The following is a 24,784-nucleotide window of genomic DNA, read 5'->3' as shown; positions in this document are numbered from 1 at the left end:
TAAATGCTGCAAATCACTTGTTATATAAGTGACATGCGACAAAATGACCGTTCAGGTTTTGTTCCGCTGGTCTAGTATTTTTACAAATATCCATCACCAGTGAGCAGCGTGTATGGAAAGCACAGCCTGAAGGAGGATTTGCTGGGCTGGGAAGTTCTCCTTCTATAAAAATAGTTTCCCTCTTAATATCAGGATCTGGTATTGGTACCGCTGAAAGAAGTGCCTTTGTGTATGGATGTTTTGGATTTTCATAAAGCTCCTCACTTTCGGCTAACTCTATTAATCTTCCTAAATACATCACGCCCACGCGATCACTAATATGGCGTACTACTCCTAAATCATGAGCGATAAAAATGTATGTAAGCTGGAATTCTTTTTGAATATCCTTCATCAGATTTAGAACCTGGGCCTGTATCGATACGTCAAGCGCTGACACAGGCTCATCCGCGATAATTAGTTTCGGTTTCGTCATTAACGCTTTTGCAATTCCAATCCGCTGACGCTGACCACCACTGAATTGGTGTGGATATCTTTTTGCATGGTAGCTGCTTAAACCTACGACTTCAAGCATATCTCTCACTTGCTTTTTGCGTTCCTCTTTTGTCCCAATTCCATGAACGATCAAAGGCTCTTCTAGAATCTGTTCAATAGAATGTCTTGGATTAAGCGATGCATAGGGATCCTGGAACACCATCTGGATATCACGCCGGGTTTTTCTTAATTCCGATTTTGACATACTAGTAATCTCTTTATCTTCAAAAACAATCTTTCCGTCGCTAGCTTCAATCAAACGCATAAGGAGCCGGCCGGTGGTAGATTTTCCGCAGCCGCTTTCACCAACTATGCCCAATGTCTCTCCTTTTCTAACGTAAAAAGATACATCGTCAACCGCTTTGACTTCGCCTTGCTTTGTTCCAAACAGGCCGCCTGTAATCGGGAAGTACTTTTTTAACCCATTAACCTCAAGAAGTAACTCTGACATGGTTGTCACTCTCCTTCTCCAATGTATGTAGGAAACAGCGTACTTCATGTCCGTCTTTTGCCATTTTAAATAAATCTGGTGTTTCTTCCTGGCACTCCGCGAATGCCTCCGTGCATCTTGCCGCAAATCGACAGCCTTTATGAATCGTCCCTGGAGTAGGAACTGTGCCTGGAATACTATACAGCCGATCTGTTTTCCCTCTTAAATCGGGTACAGATTTTAGCAGGCCCTTCGTATAAGGATGTTGAGGATTTTTGAGAATCGTTCTAACATCACCCTGCTCGACGATTTGCCCAGCATACATGACAATGACACGTTCACAGATTTCAGCAACGACCCCTAAATCATGGGTAATGAGAATGATCGTTGTATTTGTCTTCCTATTTAAATCCTTCATCAATGCTAGAATTTGTGCTTGAATTGTCACATCGAGTGCGGTTGTTGGCTCGTCTGCAATCAACACCCTAGGATTACAGGCCATTGCCATGGCAATCATAACCCGCTGCCTCATCCCGCCCGAAAGCTGGTGGGGATGATCTTTAATTATTCCTTCTGCCCTCGGGATTCCAACAAGCTTTAATAATTCAATACTTCGTGCCATGGCTTCTTTCTTTGAAAGGTCTGTATGTAAGCGAATCGCTTCAATTAATTGATTACCAATCGTAAACAGCGGATTTAATGAGGTCATTGGTTCTTGAAATATCATTGAAATCTGATTACCGCGGATTTTGCGCCATTCTTTTTCGGATAAATTTTTCAAGTCTTTACCTTCAAAAATAATCTCGCCATTCTCGATTTTCCCTGGTGGTGAAGGAATCAACCCCATGGCCGTTAGAGAAGTGACACTTTTACCACTTCCTGATTCACCAACGATCCCTAATATTTCGCCATCCTTTAAATCAAAACTGATACCATCGACAGCCGGAATGAATTTTTTCCCTGATTGAAAAGACACCTTTAAGTCTTTTATTCGAAGAAGAGGATCCTTTTCCACATTTGCACCTACCTGTTCATTCGTTTGTTTTTATGTATTCCTTTTATCAGAAATATAATAATATAGTAAATTTTAAAATTATTATGACATATATAACTTTAGTGGTACTATCCATTTTTGTCAATTACGTGAAAAAAGTTCAAAATATTCCAGTTACACAGAGCCGCGTTGATGCAATAAAGGACGTTTGAAGTTTTTCACCAAAATCCTAAATTTAAATACTAAAATACTAAAAGATCCTTAAAAAATCCTAAATTTAAATACTAAAATACTAAAAGATCCTTAAAAATAATAAAAAACCCTGCAAGACTATTGGTGTCTTACAGGGAATCTCAATACAGTTTTTGGTTTTTGTACATCAGTCCTGCGCGGGTCAGATAGATAAATTTCCCGGTGGATTTTACTTGTTCGAAGATAGCCATTTTCCTTACAAAAGAACTCCATTTTAGCGAAACTTTCTGGTTCATTATCGAATGGTCCGATATGCATAATTTGGTAAGAAAGACAGCCCATAGTTTATTTAGCTCCAGTTTCTTTTATAAAAAATTATTTTTTCATACCGGTATAAATATGAATGGCATCTCTTAGAAACGCTGCCGTACCAGGCTGTTCTTTATCATAATAGGCGGTAAATCTTTCATCATCCACATACATTTGTGCAAGACCAGCATGAGCTTCCTTATTATATTCATTCCAATAGAAGCATAACCATTGTTTATGGAGATCAGCAGCCTTTTGAGCTAAATCTCCGGCAGGGTCTCCTGTTTTATAAGCCTCAGCAAGGGTTTCTGTGATCAGTTCAGCTAACTTAGTCACCTCCTCATATTGCTCTTGTGTCATATTTTGAAGTTTCGCATTGGACTTATTTACGGTATCATCGCCGTACTTTTCACGAATCTCTTTTCCATATTTTTTCTCATTTTCATCCACCATTTTTTTCTTAAAGCCCTCGAACTTTTCTTTATTTGACATTTTCATTCTCCCTTCCGTTACTGCAATTGTCTTATCAACATTTGCAATTAACAATTCTAATTGTTCCTTTTTCTCAAGGAGTTTTTTACGATGCTCTTTCAGTGCAGTTGCCCCGTCAAAGGAAGGAGCCGTCACAATTTCTTTAATGTTCTCTAAACTGATCCCTAATTCCCTGTAAAATAAGATTTGCTGCAAGCGATCCACTTCTGCTTGACCATAGATTCGGTATCCTGACGAATTAATTCTTGCCGGCTTAAGAATCCCAATTTCATCATAATACCGAAGTGTTCTGGTGCTAACTCCCGCTAGACTTCCAAGCTTCTGCACAGTATATTCCATTCGTTTCCCCTCCTTGTAAAACTAACGATACACCTTTACGCAACGTCAATGTCAATAACAATTTAAAAGCGGAAGCGCCCGTTTAGCGGCGAGGAAAAAGGTGCCTGACACCACAGATGGACAAATATCCATCTGTGGTGTCAGGCACCCAATTAATTCTAATAGACCTGATAGTTGCCTCTGCCGTTTCCTTTTGCTTTGTATAGGGCTATATCTGCTTGTTTCAGCAGCAATTTTTCATCCTGTTTATAGGGATCAGAATAGAAGGATATGCCAATACTTGAAGCTACTTTTAAATGGTGCCCCTCGATTACCCAATTGTTTCTGAAGGAGGATAAGATTCTTTCTGCAATTTCAATGGATTTCTTTTTATCATGTAAGTTAGTAATAAGAATGCCAAACTCGTCACCACCTATGCGAGCCAGTAAATCTTTCTCTCGAATACAAGCTTTTACACGCCTTGAAAATTCCTTTAGTAATTCATCACCAATATCATGTCCTAATGTATCATTAATGACTTTAAATTTATCAATATCGAGATAAAACACTGCAAGTGTTCTTTTAGACTTCTCCGCTCGGGTCATTTCTTCTTTTAACATTATTGAAAAGAAATTTCGATTAGGCATTCCTGTTAAATAATCATGGAGAGCATGGTGTTTTAATTGATCTTCATACTTTTTTCTTTCAGAAATATCTTTATATACCACCACTGCTCCATCCCAATTTCCGTTACCATCATAAATAGGGGAATAGGATGCTAATACATCAATTAATTTCCCTTCCTTTGTAATCCGCTGTACTTCATGGGAAGGAACCACTTCGCCACTTTTTACCCTCTTAATAATTTCCTTTAAATCGTCTTTACTGTTCTTAGGAATAATACTAATGGTCCAATCATTAAGAATTTCACCCTCGGTCCAACCTAATAAATTTATAAATGATTTATTTACCGATACAAAGTTTTGGTGTCGATCAAAGGTATACATCGCATCTGCGGTACTGTTCCATACTAGTTCAAAACGATCATTCATCCGTTTTAATTCATTTTCTCTCTCTTTTCTTTCGGTTACATCACGTACCACCGCCAACAAATGGGTACACTCCTCTTCTTGATTCCATAAAGGGGTAATAGTTGATTCCCAATAAACGAACTGACCAGGTGAATACTTATTATTCAGCCTATTTGAGTATGATGGAGGAACAACAATCCGATCCTCGTATGTAATTGACTCCCTCGCAGTTATCGCCTGCTTGTATTTCTCCTCGATTATATGAAAAACTTCTTCAGGTAATACTTCCTCTATGGGCTTACCAAAGGATTTTGACGTTAGTCCAGAAAAGTTCTGAGCAGGCTCATTCGCCAGTACATAGCTGAACTGACCGTCCTTTCCCACCTTTGTAAGGTAGACTAAATCTGACATATCGTTAAATAATTGAAAAAATAAATCGATTTTATTTAATGATTCAAGATTATTTTTATTTTCACTCATAATTCGCCTTTCAAAAATGGAGGATTTCTTATTAGTATAGTTTGCTCTTTTTAAACAAAAATTAAAGATAAATAATTATCTATTACTCTAGTAGAGCGAAAAGTCCCTTTTCTCTGAATGTATTTATTATTTTAAAAAAACTTTCTTTTCCGATCTAAATTAGTTAAAATTCAGTATTATCAATGTTTACAACCTTCTGTAACTTCTTTTACTAAAAAATGTTTTTGACAATTCAAAACTTCAGAAAGTATTATAATATAATATAAAGGGAGGTAATAACATGTCAAACATCAATAGACAGAAAATTGTGGATAGTGTACCTCAAACAGGTTTTTTTGGACATCCTAAAGGACTATCTACCCTTTTCTTTACTGAATTCTGGGAGCGATTCTCGTACTATGGAATGAGAGCCATCCTTGTTTTCTATATGTATTATGAAGTTTCTAAAGGTGGATTGGGCATTGATCAAAATCTCGCACTTTCGATCATGTCCATTTATGGATCACTTGTTTATATGTCTGGAATCATTGGCGGCTGGCTAGCTGACCGGATCTTTGGTTCTTCAAAAGCCGTGTTCTACGGTGGAATCTTAATTATGTTTGGACATATAGCGCTTGCTGTTCCTGGCAGTGTTGCTATGTTCTTTGTATCCATGGTATTGATTGTCCTAGGTACTGGGTTGCTTAAACCGAATGTTTCTTCCGCAGTAGGTGAATTATACAGCGAAAAGGACGAACGTCGTGATGCAGGTTTTACTATTTACTACATGAGTATAAACCTTGGTGCATTCATATCTCCATTAATCGTTGGGTCGATAAGTAACTTCCACATCGGTTTCTCTATTGCAGCAGTAGGTATGTTCTTAGGATTAGTCGTATTCAGTGTTACTAAGAAAAAAAATCTAGGCCTTGCTGGAACGATGGTTGCGAATCCACTGGCTCCTGCAGAGAAGAAAAAAGTCTTCATGATGATTGGTATTGGTGTAGTTATTCTTGTTATCTTATGTGCAATACTGATACCAAACGGTCTTTTAACTTTTGCTAGCTTTATTAATATTGTCACTTTCCTTGGTATCTTAATCCCAACGATTTACTTCGTTGTCATGTATCGCAGTCCAAAAACTACTACAGTTGAACGTTCAAGAATTATTGCCTATATTCCATTATTTATTGCAGCGGTAATGTTCTGGGCCATTCAAGAACAAGGCTCAACCATCCTTGCCAATTATGCGGATAAGCGGACTCAATTAGACTGGATGGGAATTAAGATTTCACCAGCATGGTTCCAATCTTTAAACCCGTTATTCATTATCATCTTTGCACCAGTATTTGCTTGGATCTGGGTTAAATTAGGAAATCGTCAGCCATCGATTCCACAAAAGTTCTCATTATCATTATTATTTGCTGGTTTGTCATTCCTAGTTATTCTTATCCCGGCTTATCTTGGCGGTACAGATTCATTAGTAAGTCCACTATGGCTTGTTCTTAGTTATTTAATCGTTGTATTTGGTGAGTTATGTTTATCACCAGTAGGATTATCAGCAACAACTAAATTAGCACCTGCAGCATTCTCAGCACAAACAATGAGCTTATGGTTCTTAGCAAGTGCTGCTGCACAAGCATTGAATGCACAAGTTGTTAAATTCTACACCCCTGAAACAGAAATGACCTACTTTGGTGTGATTGGCGGAGCGTCCATCGCCCTAGGTATTATCCTATTAATGTTATCACCTAAGATTCAAGGATTCATGAAAGGGATAAAATAATTAAAAAAAGTGCCTGGCTTTCTCACCCCTTGAATAACGGATGATGAAGGCTGGGCACCTTTTTTATTTGTGATAAGATATAAATAGTGATTGGAGGTATACATATGTATTTAAAGGATAAAGTGAAACACCTTCCCTCTTCCCCTGGAGTGTATTTATTGAAAGACTCCAACGGACAAATTATTTATGTGGGAAAGGCAAAAAATCTTAAAAATCGTGTGCGTTCATACTTCCAAAATTCAAAAGCCCATACACAAAAAATCATCAAGCTGAAAGCCAGCCTAAAGGATTTTGACTATACCCTTACTGATACAGAATTTGAAGCCTTCATGCTCGAATGTAAACTAATCAAAGAAATTAAACCTATTTTTAATAGAATGATGAAAAATCCTCAGTCCTATGTCTACATCAGAATTCACAAGGATGGAGAGTACCAAAGAATAGAAATTTGTACAGACACAGATAAGCCAGATAGTCTATATTTTGGCCCATATAAAAGCAAACATATTGTAGAAAAGGCGCTTCTAGGAATGAAAGACTTCTATAAGGTGAACTGCAGCAGCCCTTCTAACAAGAATACTCCATGTCTAAACTATTCCTTAGGTTTGTGTCTCGGCATGTGTATGGGAGGGGCAGCACTCAATGAATACAATGAAAGAATAAACAAAATCATTGCATTGCTAAAAGGCTTGGATGTAAGTCTCCTCAACGAAATGAAGAAAAAAATGATCGAGGTCTCTGAAAAATTCGATTTCGAAGCGGCGGGAAAATATAGGGATACCTTGAATGCTATCCACTCACTGCTTAATAAAGAAAAAGTCATTGAATTTATAGAAAGCAATCATAGCATTGCCGTTATTGAACCCTTAACAGACACGACTTTTAAACTATTCCTTATTCAGAAAAACAAAATTCTCTTCACAGAAAAGTTTAGCTGGTACACTCCGGAATCTGTTCGCAAAACCATTAAGGACAGTATATTAACTATTTTTAAAGCAGCAGCAAATAATTCTTTTAATAAACTTAGTAGAGATGAAATTGATGCCGCTCAGATTATCTATAGCTATTTAAAAGGAAGCAACTGTACGTATATTATTATTTCGGAACAATTGCTTAAACCCTCATATGCCTCTAAATTAGATGGTCAAATATACAAGTTAATGCAAACCTATATGGTTAATCGATAGATTAAAAATCGCTCATTTGGGTTATGTTCATGAACATAAGGAAGAATAATTTCTTTTTTCAATTCAAACATGGTGTCATTTTCTAAATAATAAATATAATCCTCTGATGGATAATATAAAATAATTTCAACATCCCGTTTCGCATTTTCAACCGAATATAAGATATTATTAATGATTTTCATAAAAATTTGAATGGAAAAGGGATTAAAAAAATAAAAACGATTATCTAATGAATCAATTTGATACTCTTCAGCAAGACAACAATGAAAAAAAATATCATCATTACTAGAGTGAGTTGTTTTATTATATTTTTTTCGATTTTCAATTGCTTCCTGATAAAAATCCCTATTCATTTCAATTCCAATTACCGTTGCATGAAAATGATAATGGATAAAGAAGTTTAATCTTCCTTTACCACACCCAAAGTCAACGATTCGATCATTGCTATTAATTTGATAATAAGTAAATAATTCTTCGAGCGCACTATAAGGAGTGGGCTCATAACGATGGTAATGAAATGACTTATGAAATCCTTTTTGGTCCCCGCCTGTTTTTATTCCCATCAATTTATCGTAATAATATTCTTTCATTGAATGCTCCAATCAAACGAGGTCATCCCCCACTTGTAGGTGAGGGATTTCTTTTTTATGCTACCTTAATTGCTTTACCAAACGGAACTCTTGGTAAAATAGCACCCGGTACAAGCCATATCATTTCATAACTAACATTTTCAATCTCTTCAGAAATAAAACCAGTTACATCTGTAATGTAAAACAGTGTATCAACATTCTCTTCTTTTGCCCACTCAAGTACCAAAGTATATGAAGATTTCCCATGTGTATGGTATTTAATTGTATCACTTTTAATGGGGGTCGTACTTCTAATTTTAAAATCTGCTTGGACTAATATAGTATCCGGTTTAACTTGTTCAAACAGTTTTACTATGTTATTGATTAAAATGCTTGGGGCTTCATTCGTGGAAGTGTCAACAGCCAGGGCTACCTTTTTATCTTGACGCTGTTGTATCATTGATAGGATCGTTTTATGCCATTTCAACACAACCAACTCCTTTGGAATAAATAAGTGAACCATCTTATTTTGCTTTAATAACAAGGAGGTTATGATTGGATAAAAGCGGTAATCAGTGACAAGATATGAAGGTAAAAAAAAGGCCCATCTTGGTCTGCCCTAGATGAGCTCTTGGTTACTATTCCTTGTTCTCATTCAGTTCATCAATCAGCTGCTTGGTTCGTTTGGCGTTTCCTTCTGCGAAATTCTCGAGACGTTCCTTTAATTCATCATCATCATGAATTCGCTCTGCGGTTATTAGATAGGTCCGCATTAAATCTTCTTCTGTTTCAATAGCATCCGTAAGAACATCTTTAAGTACTTCCTTTTCTTCATTCCTACCATTAGAAAAATTGAATCCCATCTAAAAGACCTCCTTTTCATCCTTATCGTTCTCTTTTCTATTTCAAGATATCCAAGCCATAAATAATATCTTCAAACTTGCCACAATTAATTAAATCGTGTAAGATTAAATCGTAGACGACTTATTTTTAAACAAATGAATCCAAATATTAAGGGGGAAGTTAAATTGACAACAGTTTATGACTTTAATGTAAAAATGACAAATGGTAAGGAAAAATCCATAATGGATTACGAGGGTAAACCATTACTGATAGTGAATACTGCCAGTAAATGTGGTTTGACACCCCAATTCAAAGGACTTCAGGAATTATATGAAAAATACAATGAGGATGGCTTGGAGATTTTAGGCTTTCCATGTAATCAATTCAATAATCAAGAATTCGATGATATTGAGGAAACCACACAGTTCTGCCAATTAAATTATGGTGTGACCTTTCCAATATTTGCGAAAATTGATGTTAATGGCGCTAATGCTGATCCCCTATTTACTTATTTAAAAAACCAGAAGCCAGGTACACTTACTAAAAATATTAAATGGAATTTCACAAAATTTTTAGTCGACCCTAATGGACAGGTAATTGAGCGCTATGCTCCTACGACTGAACCAAGCAGGATTGAGAAAGATATAAAAAAATTATTGTCATAATTATTTAAAGTAAGGTGATCATCTTGGAAGACTTCATGGTATTAAAAAACCAACTATGCTTTGCTGTGTACGAAACAGCAAGCGAATTTAGTAAGTTGTATTCTAGTGCACTACAACCCTATGGCTTAACCTATCCTCAATACTTGGTGCTATTAGCATTATGGGAAAAGGATGGTGTTTCAGTCAAAGACATAGGCGAAAAATTGAGTCTGGGGACTGGAACATTGACTCCTATGCTTACAAGAATGGAGGCAAATGGTTGGCTTCGAAAAGAACGTTCAACAGTAGATGAACGAAGGGTTTTTATTTACTTGGAAAAGAAAGCTCTTGAAGAAAAGCAGCCTATAACAAGTACAATCAGTGACAAAATACAATCCTGTCATATTGAACTCGAGGAATATAAACAATTGATGGAACGGCTGAATCAATTGCATAGTAAATTGAAAATCGAGAACATTGACAGTAAATAAATCCACATACAAAAAACAACACTCATGTTCCAGTGTTGTTTTTTGTACTATTTTCATTTGATTGAAGAAATTTTCCTAATGGTTGGCTGGTCTTTAATAGCCTGGGCTGGATATTGATAAACGGATGGATTACGGATACAGAGCCGCTCCCATGCGTCTACACATTGAGGGTCAAAATGGGTCCCTTTGTTTTCTTTAATATACTTCATAGCTTCACTATGAGCCCATGCCTTCCGATAAGAACGTTCAGAAGTCAGTGCATCATACACGTCGGCAACCGCCGTTATCCTTGCGAAAAATGGAATGTCTGTCCCTTTTAATCCATCTGGATACCCGCTTCCATCCCATTTTTCATGGTGTGACCTGATAATACCCAATTCTTCTTTCATAATGCCTAGTTCTTTGCACATTTCGTAACCATCGACAGAATGCTTTTCAATGAGAGCTCTTTCTTCAGGCTGCAACTTGCCCGGTTTATTTAGAACTGAATCAGGAACACTAATTTTACCTACATCATGAAGGAGTCCCCCTTGAACAATGGCACGTAGTTGTTCAGGTTTCAATTCAAGTTCTTCGGCAAGTTTCAATGCATACATTGTCACCCTGAAGGTATGCCCAGCTGTGTAAGTGTCTTTTTTTTCTGTAGCCGTCACTAGAACCTTGACACTAGCACCCATGCTGTTAGTTATTCTTTCAAATGGGTCGTTTGTAAACAAGGATCGGATTGACTCAGCTAATGTTCCTTTTACTGCATACTGTTTCACTAAACCGATGATCATGACAATCATGGCTGCAAGTAATAAAAAATGATAAATCCACCAACTAACACTCCATAATACCCCTCTGACCATAATCAGTTGAGAGACCAATAACCAGCCTGAGCTATAAACAATCGCAAGTTGCAAGGGAAATCTTGTAAACCTGTAGGATTGATAATAGTGGAACATGGTTACGCCATTTAATAACATAGTTACACTAGTCAAAATGGGATTTAACGATTTTGCATTTAATGGAAGAAAATGAACGAGACGTTGGTTTATCATTAATATTAGACAAACAAATATTAAAGTAACTGTCCATAAAGGCAGGAGGTACCGCTGCACTTTTGAAAAAAACGCAACGATTGGATGGTCTGAGGGTATGGAAGATAAATAAGTCCAGATGGTAGCTAGGAATATACTTAATTGGGCTGCGATTCCAGGCAAATGGGTTACGCCAAGGATAAAATTAGGAGTAGAAAGTCCATGAATCGAGAACATTAACCCAAGTGATAAAAATGATAATGATAGAAAACTTATTTTAATATTCCGGATCCTTCGTCCCGCCACCCCCACGGAAATTGCAATGATACTGGCTAGAATGGACACCAGGCTAACAATATAAAAGTGTCCTCTCGGCAAAGGGATATTCAAATCCTTAAATAACCCTAAATGAAAGGCTTCAAAAATCAAATATGGGACTGCCACAGCCATCAAAGGTCCAAGAAAACTGTATTTTTTCATATACTCCTCCAAAAGATAAGCTAATTCAATGCTCTCTATGTTTATAGTATATTCTTGAAACAAAGGAATATTTGGTATTGCTATTAATTTAGAGAAATATTACTGTTTATAATTTTTGTGAGATTTACAGTTTTTATTTTGATATAAATTCACAAGACCCGACTGCTCCATTACAGTCGGGTCTTCGGGTCTATACTTATATATATTCTAAAATGCCCAGTCGATTACCAAGTGCATTACCTTCATCTTTAATAATTAATATATTAAACAATTCCAGTTACTAAATATACAGCAATAATGAAGAAGGCTGCGATTGTTTTAATAATAGTGACAGCAAAAATATCACGATAGGATTGCTTATGTGTTAATCCTGTAATTGCAAGCAAGGTAATAACAGCACCATTATGTGGAAGTGTGTCCATACCGCCAGAAGCCATGGAAATGACACGGTGCATTACTTCAAGTGGAATTCCAAATTGGGTTGCTAGTTCAATATATTTATCTGCCATAATTCCAAGCGAGATGGCGATACCAGCCGAAGCGGATCCAGAAATGGCAGATAAAACATTGGTCGTAACTGCCCCATTTAATAATGGATTTGTAAATAATTTAGCGATTCCATCTCTTGCAATTGTAAAACCAGGAAGGTTTGAAATTACGGCACCGAATCCATATTCTGTTGCAGAGTTCATGATGGCTAATAATGCACCAGCAATACCTACATTCATGCCATCTTTGAAGTTCATCATAATCGGTTTACGGTTATATAAAATAGTGGTAAGAATACCAAAAATAAGAGCAATTTCAACTGACCAAATGCCGACAACTTGAGGTGTTTCAATGTTCGGAAAATTTAAGCCGATTTTTGAAAAATCAAATCCATTAGGATACCATTTTGGAATGAAAGTAGTTAACACTTTATTTAACACACCAACAAGCACAACTGGCACAAATGCCAAGATTTTACGTCCAATACTTTCATTTTGATCCAAATCAATGTCGATTTGTTTTTCTTTTATTGTGCCAAAGCTATAATAATCTTCGCCGGCTATTTCTGCCTTTTTACGACGAGAGTTTAGATACAACATACCAATCACGAAGATAAAAATGGCACCAATAATCCCTAGCGTAGGAGCAGCATAAAGATTGGTTTTGAAAAATGTAGTTGGGATAACGTTTTGCACTTGTGGAGAACCTGGAAGTGCGTCCATCGTAAAGGTAAATGAACCTAATGCAATCGTTCCTGGAATTAACCGCTTAGGAATATTAGATTGTCTAAACAAGTTTGCAGCAAATGGGTATACAGCAAAAGCAACTACGACTAAACTAATACCGCTGTATGTTAAAATCGCACACAATAAAACGATGACTAACATTGCCCGTTTACGTCCCACTAATTGAATTAATGTAGAAGCAATGGAACGGGCTAGTCCAGACATTTCTACAACTTTTCCAAAAATAGCTCCCAATAGGAAGATTGGAAAATAAAGTTTAATATATTCTACCATTTTTCCCATAAACACATTAGAGAAAAACGGGAGTACCCAATCTGGATCTGTTAAGAGTACCGCGAATAACGCACATAACGGCGCAAACATAATAACTGAAAATCCTCGGTATGCGATAAACATTAACATTCCGAGTGCTAATAATATAATTACTAATTCCATACAATTTCTCCTCTAATCCTAGGATGTTAATTTCAACTAAGATGAAATTAAGGCAGGTCTATCTCTTCTTTTAGGTTTAAACGCTTACACCTGCTGTAAAAATAAAAAAGATTACGATATACGATAGTTGATGGAAGGGGACTACTGTCCCTCCTCCAAAAACTCTATTCTATTAATCTCTTTGTAGTGAGCCGTAAATTTTATGCTAAAACTGTTTTTTTATTTTTAGCAATTTCTGCTGCCACTTCAACGATCATATCCTCTTGACCGCCAACTACTTTACGCTTACCTAATTCAATTAAAATATCACGTGAATCAACACCAAATTTTGCAGCAGCACGTTTTGCGTGAAGTGCAAAGCTTGAGTATACACCTGCATATCCTAGAGTTAAGCTGTCTTTTGTAATTTCCTGTGGTACTTGGAGAATTGGAGCCACAATATCTTCAGCCAAGTCCATCATTTTATACAAATCTACCCCAGTTTTAATTCCCATCCGTTCACAAACTGCAACTAGTACTTCTGTTTGTGTATTACCGGCTCCAGCACCTAAGCAGCGAACACTGCCATCAATTCGAGTAGCTCCTTCTTCAATCGCAGCAATTGTGTTAGCCATCGCAAGTGAAAGATTGTTATGACCATGGAAACCAACATTAACACAAATCGATTGTTTAAGAGCACGAATCCGTTCGCGGACTTGGTCAGGAAGTAAGTAACCTGCAGAGTCAACCACATAAACAGTGTCTGCTCCATAGCTTTCCATTAGTTTTGCTTGTTCTACTAATTTAGCAACAGGTGCCATATGGTTCATCATTAAGAATCCAACTGTTTCCATCCCTAGTTCTTTGGCATAGGCAATATGTTGAGGTGCTACATCGGCTTCTGTAACATGTGTTGCAATACGTGCCATTTTAGCTCCTAAATTTGCTGCTTCTTTTAATTCATGCAGGGTACCGATTCCTGGTAATAGAAGAACAGCAATTTTGGATTTATCTGCAACAGATACTGCTGCTTCGATTAATTCCATTTCGTTTGTGCGTGATAGTCCATATTGTAACGAAGATCCTGCTAAACCATCGCCATGAGATACTTCGATATAAGGGACGTTAGCATCATTTAATGCTTTTGCAATTTTAAGTACTTGATCAACTGTATATTGATGATTAATAGCATGGCTCCCATCGCGCAAGGCTACCTCAGTGATAAGAATATCTTTTTCATTTGTCATTATTATTTACCCCTTTCTACAGCTCAAACTGTTTCTTTCGTTAATAGTTTTTTGGCAAATGCTTCAGCAATTTTTACTCCAGCTGATGTCATGATATCTAAATTTCCTGCATATACAGGCAAGTAATCTCCAGCACCTTCAACCTCTAGGAAGATGGTTACCTTATTTCCTTCAAAAATAGGTTCCGTACGAAGTCGGTAACCTGGAACATATGCTTGAACTACTTTTTCCATTTCAGCAATAGATTTTCTAATTGCCTCCTCATCCATTTTTCCTTCTTCTACAAGGGTATAAACAGTATCACGCATCATAATTGGCGGTTCTGCAGGGTTTAAAATCATGATCGCCTTCCCTTTTTTGGCACCACCAACTTCTGCAATCGCACGAGAAGTTGTTTCCGTAAATTCATCGATATTGGCACGTGTTCCAGGGCCAGCACTCAAGCTTGCAATGGTCGCAACAATTTCTGCGTATTCTACAGGAGCTACGCGGTTTACTGCATGGACCATTGGAATGGTCGCCTGACCACCACAAGTAATCAAATTGATATTATCTTTGTCTAAATGTTCATCAATATTAACAGCAGCACATACATATGGGCCAACAGCAGCAGGAGTCATATCAATGACTTTTATACCTGCTTCTTTTAATACCTTTGCATTGTAGAGATGCGCTTTGGCTGAAGTTGCATCAAATACGATATCAGCTTCTATGGTTGGGTCTGCAAGGAATCCATCAATTCCTGTATCAACCCCTGCATAACCTAACTCTCTTGCACGGCGTAACCCGTCTGATTGCGGATCAATTCCAATTACTGCTGTTAATTCTAATAATTCCGAGCGTCCAAGTTTAATCATTAAATCAGTACCAATGTTCCCTGAGCCAAGAACGGCAACTTTTACTTTTGACAAATTAATTCTCCTCCTAAAAAATATTGTATTGATTGTTTCTATCTAGCTTTTCTATAAGATGCTTTTACCTTGATAACCTAAACAACTTGAAATCTCAGCTGCAGCCCGTGTAATTCCAGCTATTACTTGTGGTAGCTTATTTTCATCTAGCCTCATTTTAGGTGCAGCACAGCTAATAGAAGCGATTACATTTCCCTGATGGTTGAAAATCGGAGCAGCAATACATTTCAAACCTAACTCAATTTCCTCATCATCCACCGCGTAACCTTGCTCACGAATGCCATGTAACTGTTCTTTAATCTCCTCAATATTTGTCATCGTGTGTTTCGTAAACGATTCCAAAGTGATTGATGATAAGATTCTATTTACCTCATTTTCATTTAAATGAGCAAGGATTGACTTACCTACCCCAGTACTATGAAAGGGAGCTCTTTTCCCAATATGCGAATAAATAGTGAGGGCACTTTGTCCTTCTACTTTTTCAATGTAAATAATTTCATCTCGCTGTAAGGAAACTAAGTGAACGGTTTCATTTAGTTCATCGACTAACTTTCTGATAATCGGCTTTGCAACTTTCGCAATATCAAGATTTTTCCCGACATAATTGCCAAGCTCAAAAAGTTTGATCCCCGGCTTATACTTTAAATCTTCAGGATTTTGTTGAAGATACCCTCTATGTTCTAAGGTCTTGATGATGCCGTGGACTGTACTTTTTGATAAATTCAAATGCTCACTAATCTCTTTGATACTTAGTTCTGGTTTAGTTACCAAAAATAATTCAAGGATATCAGCAGCTCTTTCAACAGATTGAATTAAACGTTCTGACACAACCATCCTCCTTTTGTTCGACATTATCGAATGGCGTTCGCATTCCTTAAGGACAATTTAATAGTAACTCTCGTTCATTATTCTGTCAATCTTTTAGATAATTTAGTTAAATAGTTTAATTTACCTTTGATAATATTCAAAAAAGAAGCCTGATTTCTAATAGAAATCAGGCTTCTTTTTACAGAATATCAAATTGTTTAAAACCAGTTGTATCCGGGATAAAATCTAATGTTTTATGATTGAAATAATGGCACTCAGCATTGTCAATGATAAAATGGAGCTCATCCTTAGTAATTTCTGTATCGCTAGACTGAATTGTTTCTTCCAACGTCACTTTTACTTTCATAAAACAACTTTTCCGCATTTGCAGCCGAATCAATTGTTTTGAGCCGGCTAACGTTAATCTATCTTGTAATTCAGTTTTTGCATTTTCAGTTAATATAAACACGAAACCACCCCCGTCTTCATTAAAAAAATAATGCTATCCATATAAAGGATAGCATTATCTTGTACTTCTAGTAAATTACACGATTGCTTAAGTACCACAATAGGTTCGGTAAGGCTGGTTTGCTTTTTCCGGAAGTTTACAGTATTCAGCTTGTGCAGGGGAGTGAGCGTATGGGTTTGAAAGGACATCTAGCAACCGCTCCATTACACTGTAGTCTTCTTGATCCACGGCAGCATCGAGTGCAGCCTCCACCCGGTGATTACGTGGTATTACCGCAGGATTACTGCTACGCATTAACTGATGAGAATCAACAATTGATTCCTGTTGTCTGCCAAGTCGTGCCTGCCATTGCTGAAACCACTCTTTAAATTCCGGTGTCTGCACCAAGTGCGTTTCATCGGGTCTTTCAATTGCTAAGGCGCGGAAAGTATTAGTATAATCTGCCTGATGCTTCTCCATAATACCGAGGAGATTATGGACAAGGGATTCATCCTGCTTTTCTTCGTTAAATATCCCCAGTTTTGCTCTCATCCCAGAAAGCCAATTGCTTTGATACAAATCCATATATTTTGAAATCTCATCCTGTGCCAGTTTTACAGCCTCTTCCTGATTTTTATGGATAAGCGGCAGAAGGGTCTCTGCAAATCGGGCGAGATTCCAACCAGCAATATACGGCTGATTGCCATAAGCATAGCGGCCTTGAGTATCAATGGAACTAAATACTGTTGCTGGGTCATACGTATCCATGAATGCACAAGGCCCATAATCGATTGTTTCTCCACTGATCGTCATGTTATCAGTATTCATTACACCATGGATGAAGCCTACTAGTTGCCATTTCGCAACTAACGCTGCCTGTCGTTTAATCACTTCCTGGAGCAAGGTAAGATATCGATTCTCATCTGTTTCAACATATGGATAGTGGCGATTCAGTGCATAGTCAGCAAGATCCCGAAGTTCTTCGACCGTTCCCCATTTCGCAGCAAATTGAAATGTACCGACGCGTAGATGGCTAGAGGCCACACGTGTCAAAATCGCACCAGGCAAGGTTCTTTCACGGAATACTGGCTCTCCTGTTGTCACAACTGCTAAACTACGGGTGGTCGGTATCCCAAGGGCATGCATGGCTTCGCTGATAATGTATTCGCGCAGCATCGGTCCGAGCGCCGCTCGACCATCTCCTCCGCGAGAGTAAGGTGTCCTTCCTGGACCCTTGAGTTGAATATCAAGTCGTTCACCATTTGGCGTAATTTGTTCACCAAGTAAGATTGCCCGGCCGTCTCCTAATTTCGTGAAATGCCCAAATTGATGCCCTGCGTATGCTTGGGCGAGCGGCATTGCTCCCTCTGGTATCTGGTTGCCCGCAAACATGGCAATGCCAGCTTCGCTATCAAGTGCCTGCTCGTTCAAGCCTAATGAGTTTGCGAGTGAATGATTAAGAACAATCAACTCGGGTGACCGTACTGGTGTTGGTTCAGTCTTGGTAAAAAATATGTCAGGCAGCCGAGAATAACTGTTATCAAAGTTCCAGCCAATTTCTGTTTTTTCAGTTGCCATCGTATCCCCCTTTCTTGTTCTAGTATGTAATTTAAGATTCCCTATATTTTAATGCCAATCCTTTTAAAAAGTTCCGAGCGAATTTATCCCCACACTCTTTATAATTCTTATGTCCTTCTTTTCTTAATAAGGCACCGAGTTCACCTTTAGTTACAGTTATTCCTGCACTTTCGAATATTTCGAGAAGATCATCAGTCGTTAATGCCAGCGCTATTTTTACTTTCTTCAACAGGAGATTATTAACGTTTACGGTTTTCTTTATTGTTGGTTCAGGGGTATCCGGTTGTCCTGGTTTAGGCTCTTGTTTGCCTCTTTTATAAATAATAAGACCGTTTAAAAATGAATCGAACATACTGTTATTACATTTTATTTGTTCGTCATATTCAGCCTCATCGTCTGATTTTGTGAGAACCTTTATCACCTCAGGAACGGTTACTTCCACTCCGCCAAGTTTAAATATTTCTGCCATCTCTTTATTTTTTAACTCTAGTGCATATCTCAATCGAATGAGTATATCATTATTATCCATCTATAATCCTCCTTTAAAATTTGGTGTTCATATTCAAACAGTCATTTTCCAACTTGATAATGCCAGCCAGTTCTCTCGCTCCTCATAATCGGGTAGTATTTTACCAACAAGGCGCCAAAAGGAACGATCATGATTAAGATGGACCATATGGCACATTTCGTGAACAACTACATAGTCAATCACCTGCTGTGGTGCCATCGCCAACTTCCAATTAAAGGTTAACTGCTGCCTGGAATCACAGGTTCCCCAATTGCTGTTATTATCTGAAATACGCATAGACCGTGGTTTTGTTTTAAAATTCTTTTGATAAAAACGAATACTCCGCTCTACTAACTGTTTACATTCTTGATAGTAAAATCGTTTTAATGCTTGTTTTATTTTTGCTTCCTCTAGTTGTTTAACATATATTTTTAACATATCCCCTTCAAACACTACATAGTCTTGTAAGATATTTATATCTTGAGTGACCTTAATAGGGTATTCTTTTCCTAAATAAAGGAACATTTCTCCATGATCATAGATCTTCACTTTTTGCCCCAGAAGTCTATCCTTCATTTCCTTCGATTTTTGCTGGATCCAATCCCATTTTTCCTCTATCAATTGAAGTACACGTTCATCAGTTGTTCCTTTTGGGGCCTGGACTTCAACATTGCCATAAACATCTATAGTAATGCCCAACGATTCACGTTTTTTATAAACTATCTCAAAACTCATGGTCTGACCTAAATAATTATGTATCATTTAATCACCTGCATTATGACAATAGGTAAAATCAACAGCAAAAAAATTCCTACTCTAACCTTGAATTAGTGTATGCCAGATCGAGAGATTTGTCCATGAGAAGCCTCAATTCCAAGGAGTAGTTAATTATTTATTTATTTTGTGTAAAATTCCCCTTCAAGTATGGGACATTTTTCTTTTTATTTATGCAAAATCTCTTCAATGGGCGAATTTTTAGGTTTAATGAGCGAATCTGGGGTTTTAACGAGCGAATTCGGTTTGACCCCCTAATTCCTGACACTAGCTACTGTTTTCTCGTTCTATCTTAGTTTTTAATTTTTGGGGGAATTCCTTCCTCACTTTTTGCCATTGTAGATGATTACACTACAGCGTCAAGCCCAAACCGCTTGACCCTTTCGCTTTATCATCTGCTTAGTTGGCAAGTGAAGAAGGAGTACCTCTGCCTACTTTACAGGCTAATCGCCATTTCGGGGGAAACCCACTATCCTTGTATTTCTCATGAAAATTGAGAGGAGACATACGCCTTAGGCTGCCATGGTATCTCCTTTGGTTATAGAATTCAATGTACTCGTCAATCCGGAAGTATGCCTCTTCAAAAAACTCAAAAGAGTAACGTCTGAATACATCCCGCTCGATTATACTGTGAAAAGACTCAATAAAAGCATTGTAATTTGGTCATTTCGGAGGAATCCTTTCATGATAAACCTTATTTGTTTCACAAAATTCTCCGAAGTGGTTGCTTACAAATTGTGGCCCATTGTCAGTACGGATGATAATGCAGTGGCCACCATTTCCTCGGGAGCCTCCAGGCCCCGTCTGATAATTGCCTCTTTAAGCATTCCCGTGATATCCTTGGCTTGGCACTTCGATCCCCTGTAATAACCCACTATGCTTCTGTCAAAGACATCAATGGCACTTGCCAGGTAAAAGAACCTCCGGCTACCCTCGATCGAGTCATATTTAATATCAAGCTGCCAAAGTTGGTTAGGCGCTGTAATCAGCCTGTTCCTTACAAGTTTCCTAGGGTATTTAGGATGCCCAGACCTTTGTGGCAAGAGGATTCCCAGGTCAGCACACAAGCGATGGACTTTTTTATGATTGATGACCAAATGATGTTCATCTTTAAGTAATTGCGTCAAGTTCTTCATAAACCGAAGCTTCACCTTCAATGGCTTCCATCAAATACTCTTCAATTTGGGAGTCTGGAACTATCTCGCCTGATTCTGTTTTCGAAAAGCCAGGATAAGGGCGCCCACGTTTTCCTTTGCTCTCTACTACTTCTTCTCCAGCGTGATAATAATATAAAGACCGGTTTATTCCTATAGCATCAGTCAGCCTATTAATGTAAAAACCCTCCTCTGCCCAAATCCGAACCTCCTCTAGGACCGTTAGGGCCGGTATTGGCTTTTTTTAAAAGGTTGCGAAGCATAGCTACTTCCAGTTCCTTTTCGCCGAGCAGCTTCATAGCCTGTTCATACTTGGCTTTCAATTCCTCTTTTGTAGGTTCAGCAGAAAGAATTGCAGTGGTTGGATCGTCCATCTGTTCCCTAACTTCGTCACCATACTCCTTAATCCACTTCGATAGAGTATTTCGAACGATTCCAGCATTTCGGGCTACGCTGGTATAATTTCCACTTTTGATAGCCATTCGGACATAACTCTTTTTGAGTGCATCAATTTTCCTTTTTGACATCTTATAAGACCTCCTAACCTTGGACACTATTCTTAGCACAAGTGTATAATTTCAACCCTGTTCCTGTCCAAAGGAATTAGGGGGTCGTAGAGAATTTTGGTCTTTTATGGGCGAATCTAGTGTTTCTATGGGCGAATTTATGAATTATAAATCTTTAAGAAAAAATCGATACTAAGAGAACATAAATAAAGAAAGGCAGATTATCCGCCTTTCTTCACTTTTTATTCAATTCATGCCATTGCTTAACCAGACGCTTCGGTGCAGCACGTAAATAGGCTTCTTGAATTAGATCAGTCAATTCATCCCAATTTTCCTCAGCCGGATTTTGAATAGATACCCAGCCGTGTTGTCCGATATATGGGGTTTTGTAATAATGCTCTTTCTGTAGCAATAATTCTTGAGTCTCTCGATCTGACTTGAACGATAACCTGAAACCTTTTTCACTTTCACCTGAAATCACGAAGGATTTTCCATTTATTTTAAACGTATTGTGACCAAATCCGTCGATATGTTCAACAGCTTCGGGCAGTGCAAGACAGATTTTACGTACATTTTCGAGCATGCCTTCCGGATCTTGTGATTTCATGTTTTTATTCACCTAGCATCGATTCTATTTTGCATTCGCATCTGGTTGATGAATTCCGAAAACATTGCCTTCGGTATCAATATAGTATCCTTGCCATGCCATTCCAGGCAGCGCATATTTAGACATCGCAACCTTTCCGCCATACTCTAAAATTTTAGCTTCCGTTGAATCGTAATTTTCCACTCCCATGGTGCAAGCAAATCCATTTAAAGCCTGGTTTGTTTCCGGTGGAGCACTTTGACGCTGCATCAAAGCACCATTGATCCCAGGCTCGTTTTCATCGCCCGTCACTGCACCAAAATAAGGCATTCCTGCATACTCACTCCAATCTTGAAATGACCAGCCAAATACCTCTCCATAAAACTTCTTCGCACGGTCCATGTCACTCACATGAATCTCGAAATGAACTAATCTTTCCATAATTTCCTCCAATTTTCGAAAAAACTTTTTTCATTAAATGAATTCGTTTGTTCTCTTCCAATTTCCTCCCTATTATCGTTTAGAATATAGAAAAATAATCAATTCTATTGTACTCCTTTAATATGAGCCAGACTCTAGCATCTTCCTTGCTTCCAACTGGACGACCGAATAGATTTCCAGAAGAGGTATTTTGTATTCAGTTGCCGCCTCTTTTATCTCTTCATACTCGGGTGTTATTTGTAAATCTTATCCCCTTCGTATCCAATTTTAACTGTCAAATTCCCATAAGGAGTTTCTATCTTTTCAAAACGGCGTGACAGGATTCTTCTTGAGCATTCAGACTTACGAACACCAAAAGTACTTGTTTCTTTAAGTAATAACTCTTCCATTGCTAGACAATCTTGTGGCTTTGTAAGAACAGTAATAAGCGAACCAGGTCTGCTTTTTTTCATTGTTACTGGAGTGAAATAAACATCAAGTGCCCCATGATTTAAAACTTTTTCCAAAACATATCCCAAAGTTTCTCCTGTTATATCATCCAACTGACATTCAAGAATCGTTATTGTCTCTCTTTGAATTTCATCATTTGCCTGAAAAAGAAGAACTCGTAATACATTCGGGTGATCGAAGTTCTTTTTTCCAGCCCCATAACCAATTCGCTCTATTGACATGGCAGGGATATGGCCATATTCATCAACCAGCGCTTTTAGAAAGCCTGCTCCTGTTGGGGTCGTTAACTCACCCATTACATGAAAATCTGCTAAAGGAACTCCTCGTAAAATTTCGGCAGTAGCCGGAGCAGGAATAGGATAAAGCCCATGCGCCATCATGACCTTCCCATAACCTGTTGGAACAGGCGAAGCAATGAGCTTATCGATTCCCAGATTCTCAAGGGCTAAACATACCCCGATTACATCAATAATGGAATCCATTGCCCCTACCTCATGAAAGTGGACATCTTTTGGATCCATACCATGTATTTTACCCTCTGCCTCGGCAATCACTTGAAAAACAGCAATACTTCTCTTCTTAACCCGGCTAGGTAATTCGCTGTCATTTATCATATTTAAAATAGTCGAAGCTTTTCTGTGTGAATGATGGTGATGATGCGAATGATCCTGTTCTTCATGTCCGTGGTGGTGATCCTTATGTGAATGGCCGTTGTCATCATGATAGTGGTGCTCAACATGCGAATGGCTATGGTCTTCGTGATGGTGATGATGCTCTCCATGCGAATGGTTATGGTCTTCATGACGGTGATGATGCTCTCCATGCGAATGGTTATGGTCTTCATGATGGTGATGATGCTCTCCATGCGAATGGTTATGGTCTTCATGATGGTGATGATGATGCTCTCCATGCGAATGGTTATGGTCTTCATGATGGTGATGATGCTCTCCATGCGAATGGTTATGGTCTTCATGATGGTGATGATGATTACCATGCAAATGGTTATGGTCTTCATAATGGTGATGATGCTCTCCATTCGAATGTGCACCATGAACCTGTGATTCTTCTTTAAAGTGCAGGTCGAGCAGTTTTGCTGAAATTCCTTTCTTATCTACTTGCTTCACATTTAAAGAAAAAGGATCGATTGGCAGCTTCTCCAATTGCTCTCGAATATATGTTAAGTCTGCTCCTAAATCGATCAATGCTGATAAGGTCATATCACCTGAGATCCCGGATTGGCAATCAAGATAAAGTACTTTCATGGTTTACCCCCTCTGAAACTAGCTGAAGGATAAGAGCTGCCTGATATGCTGCTCCAAATCCATTGTCAATATTCACCACACTCATTCCTGATGCACAAGACGTCAACATACCAAGAAGCGGGGTAAGACCTTGAAGATGTGCACCATATCCAACAGAAGTAGGTACAGCAATGACCGGGCGCCGCACTAAACCGCCTACGACACTAGGCAATGCCCCTTCCATTCCTGCTACTACAATGAGAACACTAGCTTTGGTAATTTCTTCTCGATACGCTAGTAAACGATCAATTCCAGCAACACCGACATCATAGAGTCGTTTTACATTACATCCCATCCACTCGGCTGTAACGGCGGCTTCTTCTGCAACTGGCAAATCCGAAGTACCTGCGCACATCACCATCACTTCACCTTGATATTGACGAGAAGCCGAACCGAAAAGCAAAATGCGTGATACAGTATCATATCTTGCTGAAGGGAATTGTTCTAACAGTAATTCTGCCTTTTCTTGTGATAGACGAGTTACCATTACTTTGCCGTGCGTATCAATCAGCTTATCCATGATCAAACCAATTTGTTCAGGTGTTTTTCCTTCTCCATAAATCACTTCTGGATAACCGGTACGCCTTTCTCGATCAATATCTACTTTACTGAATCCTAAATCATCAAACTTACTCATGAAATCACC

27 protein-coding genes and 1 pseudogene are annotated in these 24,784 nt (G+C 38.2%); 4 read left to right on the top strand and 24 right to left on the bottom strand.

Going from position 1 to position 24,784, the window contains the following annotated elements; all coding sequences use genetic code 11:
* Positions 1-13 precede the first annotated feature (13 nt).
* From QNH17_RS05650 to QNH17_RS05630, 5 genes are all read right to left on the bottom strand, one after another.
* Positions 14-982 (bottom strand): ABC transporter ATP-binding protein, encoded by a 969-nt coding sequence (locus QNH17_RS05650; protein ID WP_283877810.1) that lies wholly within the window; start codon positions 980-982, stop codon positions 14-16.
* Complete coding sequence (locus QNH17_RS05645) at positions 963-1,976, bottom strand: ABC transporter ATP-binding protein (RefSeq protein ID WP_283877809.1); 1,014 nt, start codon at positions 1,974-1,976, stop codon at positions 963-965. Before QNH17_RS05645 ends, QNH17_RS05650 begins: the two co-directional genes overlap by 20 nt.
* A gap of 309 nt (positions 1,977-2,285) precedes the next feature.
* Entirely contained in the window at positions 2,286-2,465 is a 180-nt protein-coding gene (locus QNH17_RS05640; RefSeq protein ID WP_349632581.1) for a GyrI-like domain-containing protein, read from the bottom strand.
* A gap of 57 nt (positions 2,466-2,522) precedes the next feature.
* Positions 2,523-3,287, bottom strand: coding sequence for a MerR family transcriptional regulator (locus QNH17_RS05635; protein WP_283877807.1), 765 nt, complete (start codon positions 3,285-3,287; stop codon positions 2,523-2,525).
* A 158-nt stretch (positions 3,288-3,445) separates the two neighbouring features.
* On the bottom strand, positions 3,446-4,777 hold the full coding sequence (locus QNH17_RS05630) for a diguanylate cyclase domain-containing protein (RefSeq protein ID WP_283877806.1): 1,332 nt from the start codon (positions 4,775-4,777) through the stop codon (positions 3,446-3,448).
* A gap of 280 nt (positions 4,778-5,057) precedes the next feature.
* Here QNH17_RS05630 and QNH17_RS05625 point away from each other — a divergent pair, with 280 nt between their 5' ends.
* Positions 5,058-6,542 carry a peptide MFS transporter gene (locus QNH17_RS05625; protein WP_283877805.1) on the top strand — a complete coding sequence of 495 codons (1,485 nt, stop codon included), beginning with the start codon at positions 5,058-5,060 and terminating at the stop codon, positions 6,540-6,542.
* A gap of 104 nt (positions 6,543-6,646) precedes the next feature.
* Positions 6,647-7,729 carry a GIY-YIG nuclease family protein gene (locus QNH17_RS05620; protein WP_283877804.1) on the top strand — a complete coding sequence of 361 codons (1,083 nt, stop codon included), beginning with the start codon at positions 6,647-6,649 and terminating at the stop codon, positions 7,727-7,729.
* Here the strand turns inward: QNH17_RS05620 and QNH17_RS05615 are convergent.
* The 3 genes from QNH17_RS05615 to QNH17_RS05605 form a co-directional block, all read right to left on the bottom strand.
* Complete coding sequence (locus QNH17_RS05615) at positions 7,711-8,319, bottom strand: methyltransferase (RefSeq protein ID WP_283877803.1); 609 nt, start codon at positions 8,317-8,319, stop codon at positions 7,711-7,713. The genes QNH17_RS05620 and QNH17_RS05615 overlap by 19 nt on opposite strands.
* A 55-nt stretch (positions 8,320-8,374) precedes the next feature.
* Positions 8,375-8,785, bottom strand: coding sequence for a VWA-like domain-containing protein (locus QNH17_RS05610; RefSeq protein ID WP_283879439.1), 411 nt, complete (start codon positions 8,783-8,785; stop codon positions 8,375-8,377).
* 151 nt (positions 8,786-8,936) lie between these two features.
* On the bottom strand, positions 8,937-9,161 hold the full coding sequence (locus tag QNH17_RS05605) for a hypothetical protein (protein WP_283877802.1): 225 nt from the start codon (positions 9,159-9,161) through the stop codon (positions 8,937-8,939).
* A gap of 165 nt (positions 9,162-9,326) precedes the next feature.
* Between QNH17_RS05605 and QNH17_RS05600 the strand changes: the two genes are divergently transcribed.
* Positions 9,327-9,806, top strand: a complete 480-nt coding sequence (locus QNH17_RS05600) for a glutathione peroxidase (RefSeq protein ID WP_283877801.1) — start codon at positions 9,327-9,329, stop codon at positions 9,804-9,806.
* 35 nt (positions 9,807-9,841) lie between these two features.
* A complete protein-coding gene (locus tag QNH17_RS05595; RefSeq protein WP_283877800.1) occupies positions 9,842-10,276 on the top strand; it encodes a MarR family winged helix-turn-helix transcriptional regulator in 435 nt (144 codons plus the stop codon).
* 53 nt (positions 10,277-10,329) lie between these two features.
* On the opposite strand, the gene QNH17_RS05590 is transcribed toward QNH17_RS05595, so the two are convergent.
* The 16 genes and pseudogenes from QNH17_RS05590 to larB form a co-directional block, all read right to left on the bottom strand.
* On the bottom strand, positions 10,330-11,778 hold the full coding sequence (locus QNH17_RS05590; RefSeq protein ID WP_283877799.1) for an HD-GYP domain-containing protein: 1,449 nt from the start codon (positions 11,776-11,778) through the stop codon (positions 10,330-10,332).
* 263 nt (positions 11,779-12,041) lie between these two features.
* A complete protein-coding gene (locus tag QNH17_RS05585) occupies positions 12,042-13,448 on the bottom strand; it encodes a GntP family permease (protein WP_283877798.1) in 1,407 nt (468 codons plus the stop codon).
* 200 nt (positions 13,449-13,648) lie between these two features.
* Positions 13,649-14,674 (bottom strand): 4-hydroxy-2-oxovalerate aldolase, encoded by a 1,026-nt coding sequence (gene dmpG / locus QNH17_RS05580; protein ID WP_283877797.1) that lies wholly within the window; start codon positions 14,672-14,674, stop codon positions 13,649-13,651.
* Positions 14,675-14,697: 23 nt separating this feature from the next.
* A complete protein-coding gene (locus tag QNH17_RS05575) occupies positions 14,698-15,585 on the bottom strand; it encodes an acetaldehyde dehydrogenase (acetylating) (protein ID WP_283877796.1) in 888 nt (295 codons plus the stop codon).
* A gap of 51 nt (positions 15,586-15,636) precedes the next feature.
* Positions 15,637-16,413, bottom strand: a complete 777-nt coding sequence (locus QNH17_RS05570; protein ID WP_283877795.1) for an IclR family transcriptional regulator — start codon at positions 16,411-16,413, stop codon at positions 15,637-15,639.
* A 178-nt stretch (positions 16,414-16,591) separates the two neighbouring features.
* Positions 16,592-16,861 (bottom strand): iron-sulfur cluster biosynthesis, encoded by a 270-nt coding sequence (locus QNH17_RS05565; RefSeq protein WP_283877794.1) that lies wholly within the window; start codon positions 16,859-16,861, stop codon positions 16,592-16,594.
* 87 nt (positions 16,862-16,948) lie between these two features.
* Positions 16,949-18,418, bottom strand: a complete 1,470-nt coding sequence (locus tag QNH17_RS05560; RefSeq protein ID WP_283877793.1) for a protein adenylyltransferase SelO — start codon at positions 18,416-18,418, stop codon at positions 16,949-16,951.
* 31 nt (positions 18,419-18,449) lie between these two features.
* A complete protein-coding gene (locus QNH17_RS05555) occupies positions 18,450-18,947 on the bottom strand; it encodes a YehS family protein (protein WP_283877792.1) in 498 nt (165 codons plus the stop codon).
* A 33-nt stretch (positions 18,948-18,980) separates the two neighbouring features.
* Positions 18,981-19,688 carry a M48 family metallopeptidase gene (locus QNH17_RS05550; protein ID WP_283877791.1) on the bottom strand — a complete coding sequence of 236 codons (708 nt, stop codon included), beginning with the start codon at positions 19,686-19,688 and terminating at the stop codon, positions 18,981-18,983.
* Between the two features lie 411 nt (positions 19,689-20,099).
* Positions 20,100-20,351 (bottom strand): annotated as a pseudogene (locus QNH17_RS29955) (integrase core domain-containing protein); the annotation flags it as partial.
* 77 nt (positions 20,352-20,428) lie between these two features.
* Positions 20,429-20,836: a DDE-type integrase/transposase/recombinase gene (locus QNH17_RS05545; protein ID WP_283877790.1), complete on the bottom strand. Its 408-nt coding sequence runs from the start codon at positions 20,834-20,836 to the stop codon at positions 20,429-20,431.
* 191 nt (positions 20,837-21,027) lie between these two features.
* On the bottom strand, positions 21,028-21,381 hold the full coding sequence (locus QNH17_RS05540) for a transposase (RefSeq protein ID WP_283877789.1): 354 nt from the start codon (positions 21,379-21,381) through the stop codon (positions 21,028-21,030).
* A 214-nt stretch (positions 21,382-21,595) separates the two neighbouring features.
* Positions 21,596-21,967 (bottom strand): MmcQ/YjbR family DNA-binding protein, encoded by a 372-nt coding sequence (locus QNH17_RS05535; protein ID WP_283877788.1) that lies wholly within the window; start codon positions 21,965-21,967, stop codon positions 21,596-21,598.
* A gap of 24 nt (positions 21,968-21,991) precedes the next feature.
* Positions 21,992-22,387 (bottom strand): VOC family protein, encoded by a 396-nt coding sequence (locus tag QNH17_RS05530; RefSeq protein ID WP_283877787.1) that lies wholly within the window; start codon positions 22,385-22,387, stop codon positions 21,992-21,994.
* Positions 22,388-22,620: 233 nt separating this feature from the next.
* A complete protein-coding gene (gene larC, locus QNH17_RS05525) occupies positions 22,621-24,099 on the bottom strand; it encodes a nickel pincer cofactor biosynthesis protein LarC (RefSeq protein WP_283877786.1) in 1,479 nt (492 codons plus the stop codon).
* Positions 24,080-24,775: a nickel pincer cofactor biosynthesis protein LarB gene (larB, locus tag QNH17_RS05520; RefSeq protein WP_283877785.1), complete on the bottom strand. Its 696-nt coding sequence runs from the start codon at positions 24,773-24,775 to the stop codon at positions 24,080-24,082. The genes larC and larB overlap by 20 nt, the downstream gene beginning before the upstream one ends.
* Between the last annotated feature and the right edge of the window lie 9 nt (positions 24,776-24,784).

Source organism: Neobacillus sp. SuZ13, assembly GCF_030123365.1.
Taxonomy (GTDB): Bacteria; Bacillota; Bacilli; order Bacillales; family Cytobacillaceae; genus Neobacillus.
This window is presented reverse-complemented; position numbering and strand designations above follow the sequence as displayed.